The sequence below is a fragment of the Terrimonas rubra genome (assembly GCF_042686025.1).
Taxonomy (GTDB): domain Bacteria; phylum Bacteroidota; class Bacteroidia; order Chitinophagales; family Chitinophagaceae; genus Terrimonas; species Terrimonas rubra.
The window spans coordinates 74,558-86,643 of record NZ_JBHUOZ010000002.1; the positions used below are offsets into that span (position 1 = coordinate 74,558).

Consider the following 12,086-nt stretch of genomic DNA (forward strand, 5'->3'; position numbering starts at 1 on the left):
TCCACCAAAAACCTCTCTGGTTATAACGATTACTCCACCGGTTGAATGAATCAATCCCGTAATAGATTATCATAAGCCATAAAACAAACCCCGCCAATTATAGCGGGGTAATAACATAATAGTATGTAGTATAAAGTATTTAGATAATAGATAAGCTATTAACTGTCACACGCTTTCAGCTTTAAGCCTTAAGCTTTCCGCTTCCCTACAACTCCTTCACCACATCCACCACCATATTCGGGCGACCCAGGGTGTAATAGTGTAATACGGGTACGCCGTTAGCCTTCAGGTCTTTTGACTGGGCGAGTAACCACTCGGTGCCAACTTTTTCTACATCCGCATCGGTTTTACATTTCAGTATTTCGTTGGACAATTCGTTGGGCAGGTCAATATGGAAGGTCTTGGGTAATACCGTCAGTTGTTTTTTGGTATAAATAGGTTTCAGGCCAGGGATGATGGGCACGGTAATGCCGTTATCGCGACAGGCTTTTACAAACGCATAGTACTTGGCGTTGTCGAAGAACATCTGGGTGATGATATAATCGGCACCGGCATCGATCTTGGCCTTGAGGTAGTACATGTCGCTGTTCATATTAGGGGCCTCGAAATGTTTTTCGGGGTAACCGGCCACACCAATACAGAAGTCGGTTTTCTGGGTGCCTTTCAGGTCATCCTCCAGGTAAATGCCTTTGTTCAGGTCTACCACCTGTTTTAACAGGTCGCTGGCATAATGGTGACCACCGGGTTCAGGCACAAAGGAGGTTTCGCTTTTGGCCGCATCACCACGTAATACCAGTACATTATCAATACCCAGGTAACGCAGGTTAATCAGGGCATCTTCAGTTTCGTTGATATCGAAGCCGCCACAGATCAGGTGGGGAACGGTATCTACATTGTATTTATTCATGATAGCGGCACAGATACTCTCCGTACCGGGACGTTTACGCACGATCACTTTGGCAAAGCTGCCATCGGGATTCTTTTTAAATACGTGCTCGCTGCGGTGATAGGTAACATTGATGAAAGAGGGGTTAAACTCCATCAGGGGATCTAAATGGTTGTATAATGCATCAATGCCTTTGCCTTTCAGGGGCGGTAAAACTTCAAAAGAGATAAGGGTATCCTTGGCATTGTTAATATGGTCGATAACTTTCATGAACTATAGTTTAAGCCCGGCTATTTTTAACCAGCCGCCAAATGTACTATCAAAACAGGGATAATCAAAGGGCAAGGGACAATTGACAGGTGACAATTGACAATTAGACGCTCATCCCGGAGAAGGAGGAGTTATGAATGAGGAATGATGAATGGAGCTTTGGTAAAGCCCTGCGCCTTACTGATTCGGCCTTAAACCCTACCTTAAAAGATGAATGAAGAATTATGAGTTATCAGGCTGCTTCGCCTTTATGCACTGATATCCAACCTTACATCACTCTCCTTAACCCTTAAACCCTATAGCTTAAACCATATACCCTTAAAGGGCGACCCAAACATTAAACTTAAAACCTTAAACTTTAAACCTGCTACGCTTCCGTAACGTATTGTTTACAGAATCTTTTATACAGTATCTCGTATTGGGGAATAATGTTCTTGATGTCGAATAACTGGGCATGGGCGGCTGCGTTATCGCGGAAGGTCTGCAGGGTAGCATCATCGCTGAGTATATGGATGGCCTGGCTGCTCATGGTCTGTACATCGCCTACATCGGCCATAAAGCCTGTTTTGCCATTAATGTTGATCTCACCCAGTCCACCGGCATTGGTAGATACCACGGGTACGCCTGCGGCCATGGCTTCCAGGGCGGCAAGGCCAAAGCTTTCGTAATCGGACGTGAGTAAGAAGAGGTCGGCAATGGCCAGGATATCTTCCATCTGCTCCTGTTTACCTACAAAACGTACATCCTCACTTACACCCAGGTTACGGCTCAGTTCCTCGGCCATCTGGCGCTCGGGGCCATCGCCTACAAACAGCAGTTTGGCGGGCATTTCACGACGTACTTCGTTAAAGATCTTTACCACATCCTGCACCCTTTTTACCTTACGGAAGTTGGAAGCGTGTAACAGGATCCGTTCACCATTGGGTGATATTACTTTACGGAAAGCATCAATAGGTTTGCGGCGGAAACGCTCTACATCCACAAAATTGTAGATCACTTCAATATTCTTTTCAATGGGGAAGTTCTGGTAGGTTTCGTCGCGCAGGTTGTTCGATACGGCCGTTATCACATCACTCTGGTTAATGGAGAAAGCCACTACGGGAGCGTAGGTCTTGTCCTTGCCCACCAGGGTAATATCGGTACCGTGCAGGGTGGTGATCACTGGTATATTACGGCCTTCCTGTTCCAGTATCTTCTTGGCCATATAGGCGGCAGAAGCATGGGGAATGGCATAGTGTACATGTAACAGGTCCAGGTCGTGATTTTTAATGGTATCCACCATGGCGCTGGCCAGGGCTGTTTCGTAGGGAGGATAATCGAACAAAGGGTATTTGGGAACCTGTACCTCGTGGTAAAATATGTTGGGAATAAAACCGCTGAGCCTTACCGGCTGCTGGTAGGTAATAAAGTGTACATGATGCCCCTGTTGTGCCAAAGCCTTGCCTAGTTCGGTTGCCAATACACCGCTACCACCGAAAGTGGGATAGCAAACAATACCTATTTTCATTATTCGAGTTTAGTTGTTTTTACCGTTTTTGTGGTACCGTACCACCCGCCGCCCTGTTATGAATGATTGACCGGCAGGAAAAACGGCTCTAAGGTAACAGTTTTGCGGATGGAAGGTTTACCGCATAACCAGATAAATTTTGAGTGCGGGGATCATAAGCCGGTTTTTTGTTTAAATAAAACACCCGCTCATGCCCAACCGTAAGGATAAATACGGGGATTATTGAAAAAATTATATTTTCTATGTTTGAAAGCGTTAACCTGCAAACCGGCCGGTATTTAACCAGGTCTTTCACTAAAGCATATGGAAATACTTAAAAAAAAGCTGGTGGATTACCCGGGACCATTTCTGGTCCTTTTAGGTGCTTTTATCGGCATCGGGCTGATCGTCTTTTTACAGTCATTCTATTTGATCCGGGATGAGAATGTTTTTTTTATCGGCTCCTTCGGTGAAGAACGGCCCGCTGATATACGCAGATTAAATACACCACTGATTAGCGCAGCATTATTATACCCATCCTTCTATTACTTATCTGCGACCATCTGCGGAAAACATCTCCGAAAATCTGCGGGAAAAACTACCCGCTGATCCACGCAGATTAAATACACCGCTGATTGGCGCAGAACTATCATAACCTTCCTTCTATTCCTTATCTGCGACCATCTGCCGTAAACATCTCCGAAAATCTGCGGGAAAAAACAAAAGGTTGCCCGATATGAGCAACCTTATATTTTAAAAACGTTTTTCTTTTATCGTATGCCGTGCATCAGCTTTTTCAATATCGGCCCCAGCAGCACACAGAGTACCGAAGCGGCAATAGAGATGCCCGTTAATAACCAGAAGAAATAACTGAAGCCGCGCTCCTCTGCCACTTTCTCTGACATTTCACCGAACATGCCGGCCAGTTTCATACCTATGGCCACCGCCAGGTACCATACGCCAAACATCACCGCGATCATACGACCCGGCACCAGTTTACTCACATAGGACAGCGCCACCGGCGATACACAGAGCTCGCCCATGGTATGGAAAAGATAAACAAGTATCAGCCAGATAATACTTGCCGATGCCGATTTAGCACCCGGCGCAATATCGCTGGCACCCAGGGCAACAAAAGCAGTACCAATACCCAGGAACAACATACCAATGGCATACTTGTAATGCGCCCTCGGGTTGTATTTACTGCTCCACCACCTGGAGAATAATGGCGCCAGGGTAATGATGAATAGAGAGTTGAGGATATTGAACCAGCTGGCACCGATTTCCGTAGCAGATACTTTTGATTTTACGACTGCCGGCACGCCAGTACCTTCCTTCTTGCTTTGTTTAATATCGTGGTTAATAATTAAACCGGTTTTGTCACCTACCTTGAAAGTTTTTTTCTGGTCTTTATTCAACTTTACATTCCGTGTAAGTTGCTCGCCTTTGCCATTGGTAAAGGCAATATTGGCAAAAGTTATTACCGTACCAAAAGCACCGATCTTTTCCTGCTCTTCAAAGCCGGTGATCGTACCGTCAAAATATTCGCCCAGGGAATTATTATCCTTGTCATAAATAGCAAAGTCCTTCACGGATTTTTTCTCTTTCTCCAGGTTGGCCACATCATACAGGGACAATTTTTCATCGTCCAGTATACTCACACTCTGGTTATCGCTGTACGAATCAGATGATACGATCTTGGCCGGTGTGGCATTGCCATTTACATTGGTGTACTCCACATTATACGAAGCCGATTTATACTCGTTCACCACCATCCAGATAGCAATACCCCATATAATGATAAAGCTGCAGGAAAGGATGATATTGGAAAGCGAATATTTTTTAAAGGTCTTGCCAAACAATTTAATCAGTACCCAGGTAATAACCGATAGCGGTACTATGGTAATAAGCGCATTGGCAATTTTAAAAATAGTACCCGATGTACCTTCCATGATCCGTTGTGTATAGTCGCGTGCAAATAAAGTAAGTGAACCCGGGGCCTGCTCAAAGATGGACCAGAAGAACATGGTAATAATGGCAAAGAACAAAATGGCCAGCATGCGGTCACGTACAATATTATCATACTTCACCAGGCGCACTGCCAGCAATACCAGGAACAATACCAGGGCCAGTAATATAATAAAACTGGAGCCACTTAAGGGGCCTACGGTAAAGTCAAACAAATTAGTACTGCCTTCTGATATTTTGGAGATAGGGTCATTTAATATCCAGCCCAGACCTAATACCACGCAGGCGGCGATCAGTATATAATGGAAAGTGGTAAAGGGATTTCTTTTACCTTCCGAGAGGTCGGTTGTAACAGCAACAGCAGCATTCTTCTTTGGTGGCTTTAAACCTACATGCCCGAAAATGCCCTGTGCAAACCAGAACTGTAATAAACCGAATAACATAAAGATACCGGCTACGCCAAAGCCCCAGCTCCAGCCTATTTTTTCACCCAGGTAACCGCAGAGCATAATACCAAAAAAAGCACCTGCATTCACACCCATGTAAAAAATAGTATAAGCACCGTCTTTCTTCTCCGGTTTGTATTTATACATTTCCGATACAATAGAGGTCATATTGGGTTTAAAAAAGCCGCTACCAAAAACCAACAGTACCAGGCCGGTATAAATGGAGAAGGGTGTTTCAACCGCCATGGCTGCATGACCCAGGGTCATGAGCAGGGCGCCCACTACCACCGCCCACCGGAAACCAATTATTTTATCGGCGAAATAACCTCCCAGCATTGTTGACAGATATACCAGGGCGGTATAGGAACCAAAAATAGCCAAAGCATGCTCTTTAGGCCAGCCCCAGCCATGGTCCATCAGCGAGGCGGTAAAAAACAATACCAATAAGGCACGCATGCCATAGTAAGAAAACCGCTCCCACATTTCGGTAAAAAACAACACAAACAAACCAGCCGGATGACCGATCACCTGTGTCTGAAAAAATGATTCCGAATCCTTTTTTAATTGTTCTTCTGAAATTGAACTCATGGTAACTTATTTGATAAATAAATTTATTTAACCCCGTGCATCAGCTTTTTAACCAGGGGCGAAAGTAACAAAAGTACAGCACCTGCAATTAATCCTGTATACAGTAAAAACTCAAACAAATTCATATAAGAGGCTTTGGCAACAGCCAGGCTGGCGGCTTCATCGCCTGAGTGGTCAATACTGGCAATATTGGCCAGTAAAGCTGCAATATACTCAGACCCTGCAGTTGCCAGGAACCATACCCCCATCATAAAACCGACAATTTTGGTAGGTGACAGTTTGGTTACCGAAGACAAGCCAACCGGCGACAGGCAAAGCTCACCGAATGTATGCAGCATATACATAAATATGATCCAGATAAACGCCACTTTTTCAGTACCCGACACATTACCCCCAATTACCAGGGCACCAAAACCAAGACCCGCAAATATTAACGACAAACTGAATTTTATTACGGTATTCGGGTTTGCATTCACTTTTGATAGTTTATTCCATATCCAGGCGAATATGGGCGCAAACAATACAATGAAAAGGGCATTGAATAAATTCACCTGGCCCGGTTTTAACTCCATACCAAAAACATTCCTGTCCAGCGCCCTTTCCGAGAACAGGCTCAGTGAAGTATAAGCCTGTTCAAACAAGGCCCAGAATACTACTGAGAACAGGATGAGTATGGTAAGTGCGATCAACCGGTCCCTTCCAACCTTATCCAGCTTAGTGGCTTCCCAGCCAATATAAATCAAGGATATTACACCCGAGCCTAACAACAAGCTGCCTACCACGCTATGGCGCTGTATCATTTGCCATACAACAAAACTTCCCAAAAAGCCTAACAGGTAGATCAGGTTTTCTCTTGAAATAATGCCGGCAACTTTTTCCTTCAATATAGCCGGGTTCTTGGGCTCTCCCTTACCCATGAAATGTTTTTTACCGGAGATAAAAACGAGTAAGCCCAGCAGCATACCTATGCCCGCGGATCCAAAACCATATGCCCAGCCATACTCTTCACCCAGCCATACGCATACAATGGTGGCTAATAAGGAGCCCAGGTTAATACCCATATAAAAAATGGTAAAGCCCGATTCTTTCCTAGGGTCCTGCTTCTCATATAATTCACCTACGATGGATGATATATTGGCTTTTAAAAAACCTACTCCCATTACAATTAAAGAAAGAGAAAAATAAAATACCTGTAAGGCCGCGCTGTCTCTTTTTACCACACCATCAACTATTTCGGCCGCATGACCTTCGTAAGCCATACCTAAATGGCCCAACACCAATAATATGGCGCCAAAAGTTACCGCCTTTCTAAAGCCCAGGTATTTATCGGCTAAATAACCGCCTAAAACCGGCATGGCATATACCAATGCAGCATAACTTCCAACCAGTAAGTTTCCATTTGTATCGGTAAAAAGATGGTACCGGACTAAGTAGTAGATCAATAAACCTTTCATCCCGTAGAACGAAAAGCGTTCCCACATCTCGGTAAAAAACAAAACAAAAAGCCCTTTGGGGTGGCCCAGGATCTCTCCTTCGCGTTTGCTCATGCAATTAAGTTTTAAAAAATAAAAAGCTACTTATAAAATTATGGTCCGTTACTTTTTATGGCGTGTCCCTGCGGGCCGGGTTATCCGCTGCTACTCCGGCACAAAGCCCTGCACCTGGCCTCACCGGGGTATCCGCTGCTACCCCTCACGCAACCCAACCAAAAGATAAAACATTTCCGGTTGTATTATATACATCGGGCCGGTATCATTTTGCAGGAGAACTGTTAATTAATCTTTCACTAACAAAATGGCAATACGGGCAAACCGCTGCGGGCAATGGCTCCTAATCGTTTTTGCTTATTAACTGTAAGGCCTGTTTCCTAAGCCCAAAGCCAAAAGCAAGGGCTCAAAATACAGAAAAATAGCCACTAAGAAATAATTAAGTTTCTTTTGCTAAACATTACGATATTCGCCACATTTTAAGGCCAATATTAGCTTAAACCATGAATATTTTATTATTAGGCTCCGGTGGAAGGGAGCATGCCCTTGCCTGGAAACTGTCTCAAAGCCCCAACTGTACCCAGCTCTTCATCGCCCCGGGCAATCCCGGTACGGCGCAATTTGGTAAAAACCTTTCTTTTTCCGTTACCGATTTCGAGGCTATTACAAACTGCTGTATCGAAGAAAAGATCGATATGGTGATAGTAGGTCCCGAAGAACCCCTGGTAAAAGGTATTTACGATCACCTGAAGATAAACCCCGAATTAAAACAGCTGCTGATCATTGGCCCTTCGCAATACGGGGCACAACTGGAAGGCAGTAAGGCCTTTGCCAAAGCTTTTATGCAGCGCCATAATATTCCTACTGCGGCGTATAAAGAGTTTACCCTGGATAATTACGCAGAAGGCGTACAATATATACAGCAACATAATTTACCCATTGTATTAAAGGCCGATGGCCTGGCAGCGGGTAAAGGCGTAGTGATCTGCCAGACCCATATTGAGGCAATGGCGGAATTTGAGTTAATGATCCAGCAGGCAAAATTTGGCGATGCCAGTAAAAAGGTAGTGGTGGAAGAATTTTTAAGCGGTATTGAATTAAGCGTATTTGCCCTGACCGATGGTGAGCATTATGTTTTATTACCAAACGCTAAAGACTACAAGCGCATTGGTGAAGGCGATACCGGCCTTAACACCGGCGGTATGGGCGCTATCAGCCCCGTTCCACTGGCTACACCTGCCTTTATGCAAAAAGTGGAAGAGCAAATTGTTAAACCCACTATTAAAGGCCTGCAAAGCGAAAAGATCAACTACACCGGTTTTGTTTTTATCGGCCTGATATCGGTAAACGACAACCCTTATGTTATTGAATATAACTGCCGCATGGGCGATCCCGAAACGGAAGTAGTGCTGCCCCGTTTACAGAACGACCTGGTTGAGCTGTTAACGGCTGCCGCCAATAAACAACTGGCCACACAAACCATCCTTACCGACCCCCGTGCTGCCGCTACCATTGTTGCCGTAAGCGCCGGCTATCCGGGTAATTTTGAAAAAGGCTTTGTTATTTCCGGTCACAATGAGCATTATGGTAAACAATCCATCGTGTTCCAGGCCGGCACTACGGAAAAAGAGGGTGAAGTAGTAACCAATGGCGGACGTGTACTATGTATTACTTCCTATGCCAATGATATACAGGAAGCGGTTAATACTTCCCTGGATGTATTATCCAATATCAACTACGAAGGCATTACCTATCGTACCGATATAGGTTACGAATTTAAATAAACTGCATTACCTGTGGGTGAATAAAATATAAAGCTACCGGTTTAAACCGGTAGCTTTTTTTGTGCCATTGCTACTGATAAACGTCTTTCTTCTGCATAGCATGATGATGCGTAAGCGGTAATTATAAAAGGCATTATTCGTAAACTTGCATCCGGCCTCACTTCCTTTATACCGTTTTTTAAAATAACTTACATACGCAAATACCTACATCTACCAAACAATCCCCTCAAATTGATACCTAACAGAATGACATGGTTATTTTGTATGTTATTGCCTTTATATGCAATAAGCCAGCCTGTGAACCCTGTTTATATTGAAAAAAAATTAGCCGCCGCCAGGGAGCAATACCAGCAGTTTGATTATACCGATGCACAAAAAACGCTGGATGAACTGTATACACAGTCTGTTAAAAGCAACAACTATTACGGGGCAGCCATGGCCCTTATAAAGAAAAACCTGTATGGTATTGAAAGGGGCGATTATACCCGCTCCGAACCCGACTGGCAGGCTATCGATAACCTGCATATGACGGATAAAACGGAACAGACCCAGGTAAAAGTAGAGCTGCTTAACCTGCGTGCCCGGTACGAACAAAAACAGAAGAACAACAGTAAACAGGCAGAACAATTTTTAGACGAGGCCATTAAAATGGCCAGCCACTTACCGGCCAATGCCTATGTACTCGGCGAATCCTATTATTTATATGGCCAGATAAAAAGTAAAAACTCCCAGTTCATTGAGGCCAATAAATACTTACTGGCCGCCATTAAAATTTTTGAAGCCAATAACGACCCCGCCTCTATCGGCCTGGTATGGGGCGACCTGGCACATGCCTCCTTCCTCATTGGCGAAAAAGAAAGAGCCATTGCCTATGCCTATCAATCCATAGACGCACTCAAAAAAAACAGGGACTATGAAAGCCTGAGCATACAGTTAAGTAACCTGGGGCGGATGTACCAGCTGGACAATAAGCCGGACTCAGCCGTTAAATATTTTTTAGCTTCGGCCGAATACCTGAACCGGTCTACTCGTAAGGAAACAAAGTTTATCAGTAAGGTTGATCTTGCCCTGGCCTACCATGCACAAAAAAACAGGCCCGAGGCTTTCCGGTATATGGAAGAAGCAGTGCAGATCGGTCGTGAGATCAGCCAGCCTAAACTACACCGCTACATACGCATGTGTGCCATGTTAGCGGGGTATGCGGGCAACGAAAAATTAATGGACCAGTATTATGAAGAGAGCTACCGGCTGGCCTCAAAGGATAATGACCGGGAGGCATTACGCGACTGGCATGGCTCCCTGAATTTTTATTATGCCAATATTAAAAAAGATACCGCGAGGGCCTTCCCTTATTTAGAAAAATTTCACGCCTATAAGGATTCACTGGTGAACGAAAGATCTAAAAAGGATTTTAATACCCTGGAAGTACAATACCAGACAGAAAAAAAACAAGCCGAGATTGAAAGACTGGCCATTGAACAAAGACTGCAAAGCCTGGAACTGGAAAAAAAGAATGCCCTGATAAAAGGCAACCTGATAGAAGCTGCTCAAAAGGAAAAGGAGATACAATTACTTACGCAGGAAAAACTGATCAACAACCTGAAAATTGAACAACAGGCCAAATCACTCAGCCTGGCCGGATCGGAATTAAAAAACCTGCAGCAGCAACAGAAAATAGCCGAACAGGAAAGTTTATTAAAGGAAGAAAAGATCCGGAATGAACAATTAAAAAGAAACCTGATCATTGCCATGCTTATAGCGGCCGTAATAGGTTTTGTATTTATCTTAAACCGGGTGCTCTTAAAAAAGAAGATAGAACAAAAGAATTTATTGCTGCACGAACGGAACCGTATCTCCACCGAGCTGCACGATGAAGTGGGCAGTACCCTTACGGCCATCAATCTTTTATCCCATTCAGCTATTCACCAGTTAAATACCGATAACGGCGATGCCTCTAAAAAACAGGTGGAGAAGATCAAAGAGAATACGCAATCTGTCATGGAAAATATCAGTGACATTGTATGGAGTATGAACCCCGAAAATGATAGTTTTCAGCAGGTGATTGTGCGTATGAAAGAGTTTACCGGTAATATACTGGAGCCGCAAAACATAACATATCATTTTCATATTGATGATAACCTGAATACCATTAAACTTTCACCGGAGAAAAGGAGAGATCTCTACCTGGTCTTTAAAGAAGCGGTCAATAATATGGCCAAGTATTCGCAGGCTACACAGGCGGTTATCAGGCTTACCCGCTCAGGAAAGAACATTGTACTCACCATTACCGATAATGGTACCGGCTTTGATCCAACGCTTGTAAAAAAAGGTAACGGGCTTAATAATATGCACAGCAGAACAGAGAGGAACCATGGATATTTTGAGCTGCAAAGCGGTGAAAGCGGCACTACTGTTACCGTTCATTACCCTTACGCATAATCATGTTATCATCATAATTATTACGATATCTTTATTTTGCTATCATTAAATAACCTATTATGATCAGGCTGGCCATTTTTGAGGACAATGCACTGTTACGGGAACAATTGATGTTGTTCCTGAACAATGTCAACCAGGATATTCAATGTGTAGGGGGCTGGGAGAATTGTTTGCAGGTTGAAAAAATAATGGACTTCCATAAGCCCGATGTGGTGCTGATGGATATTGATATGCCGGAAGCCAATGGTTTTTTCGGTTTAAAATATATTACCCAAAATCAGCCGCAGGTACCTGTTATTATGCTCACTGTTTTTGAGGACGACCAGCATGTATTTGAAAGTATCTGCCTGGGCGCAAAAGGTTATCTCTTAAAAAAATCATCGCCCGAAAAGATCATCGAATCGATAAAGGATGTACTGGAAGGCGGCTCACCCATGAGCCCCTTTATTGCCCGTAAGGTACTGGAAAGTTTCAGTGCCATGAAAGCGCTGCCCAATGAAGACTATAACCTCACCAACCGCGAAAAAGATATACTACGCTCACTGGTAAATGGCAACAGTTATAAAATGACAGCCGCGGCGCTCTCCATCTCCATCAACACCGTAAGGCAATATATCCGCAAAGTGTATGAAAAGTTACAGGTAAACTCGATGAACGAGGCGGTGGCAAAAGCGATTAAACAGAATATTGTTTAGTGTATCATAATATTGTAGCATAAAAAAGACAAACACA

General features: G+C 44.0%; 8 protein-coding genes. 4 read left to right on the forward strand and 4 right to left on the reverse strand.

Annotated elements, in window-relative coordinates:
• Positions 1 to 205 precede the first annotated feature (205 nt).
• On the reverse strand, positions 206 to 1,156 hold the full coding sequence (gene metF / locus ACFS6H_RS08730) for a methylenetetrahydrofolate reductase [NAD(P)H] (protein ID WP_386097365.1): 951 nt from the start codon (positions 1,154 to 1,156) through the stop codon (positions 206 to 208).
• A gap of 367 nt (positions 1,157 to 1,523) precedes the next feature.
• On the reverse strand, positions 1,524 to 2,663 hold the full coding sequence (gene bshA, locus ACFS6H_RS08735; protein WP_386097367.1) for an N-acetyl-alpha-D-glucosaminyl L-malate synthase BshA: 1,140 nt from the start codon (positions 2,661 to 2,663) through the stop codon (positions 1,524 to 1,526).
• Between the two features lie 303 nt (positions 2,664 to 2,966).
• Here bshA and ACFS6H_RS08740 point away from each other — a divergent pair, with 303 nt between their 5' ends.
• The gene (locus ACFS6H_RS08740) at positions 2,967 to 3,251 is read left to right on the forward strand and encodes a hypothetical protein (protein WP_386097369.1); all 285 of its coding nucleotides are present in this window, start codon (positions 2,967 to 2,969) and stop codon (positions 3,249 to 3,251) included.
• A gap of 161 nt (positions 3,252 to 3,412) precedes the next feature.
• Here the strand turns inward: ACFS6H_RS08740 and ACFS6H_RS08745 are convergent, their stop codons facing one another.
• Together ACFS6H_RS08745 and ACFS6H_RS08750 are read right to left on the reverse strand one after the other, a co-directional pair.
• The gene (locus ACFS6H_RS08745; protein ID WP_386097371.1) at positions 3,413 to 5,644 is read right to left on the reverse strand and encodes an oligopeptide:H+ symporter; all 2,232 of its coding nucleotides are present in this window, start codon (positions 5,642 to 5,644) and stop codon (positions 3,413 to 3,415) included.
• A gap of 23 nt (positions 5,645 to 5,667) precedes the next feature.
• The gene (locus ACFS6H_RS08750; RefSeq protein ID WP_386097373.1) at positions 5,668 to 7,191 is read right to left on the reverse strand and encodes a peptide MFS transporter; all 1,524 of its coding nucleotides are present in this window, start codon (positions 7,189 to 7,191) and stop codon (positions 5,668 to 5,670) included.
• 443 nt (positions 7,192 to 7,634) lie between these two features.
• On the opposite strand from ACFS6H_RS08750, the gene purD reads away from it, so the two are divergent.
• The 3 genes from purD to ACFS6H_RS08765 all read left to right on the forward strand — a co-directional run bounded on the left by purD (position 7,635) and on the right by ACFS6H_RS08765 (position 12,049).
• On the forward strand, positions 7,635 to 8,915 hold the full coding sequence (purD, locus tag ACFS6H_RS08755; protein ID WP_386097375.1) for a phosphoribosylamine--glycine ligase: 1,281 nt from the start codon (positions 7,635 to 7,637) through the stop codon (positions 8,913 to 8,915).
• 246 nt (positions 8,916 to 9,161) lie between these two features.
• Complete coding sequence (locus ACFS6H_RS08760; protein ID WP_386097377.1) at positions 9,162 to 11,354, forward strand: tetratricopeptide repeat-containing sensor histidine kinase; 2,193 nt, start codon at positions 9,162 to 9,164, stop codon at positions 11,352 to 11,354.
• A 59-nt stretch (positions 11,355 to 11,413) separates the two neighbouring features.
• Positions 11,414 to 12,049, forward strand: a complete 636-nt coding sequence (locus ACFS6H_RS08765; protein ID WP_386097379.1) for a response regulator transcription factor — start codon at positions 11,414 to 11,416, stop codon at positions 12,047 to 12,049.
• The last annotated feature ends 37 nt before the right edge of the window (positions 12,050 to 12,086 follow it).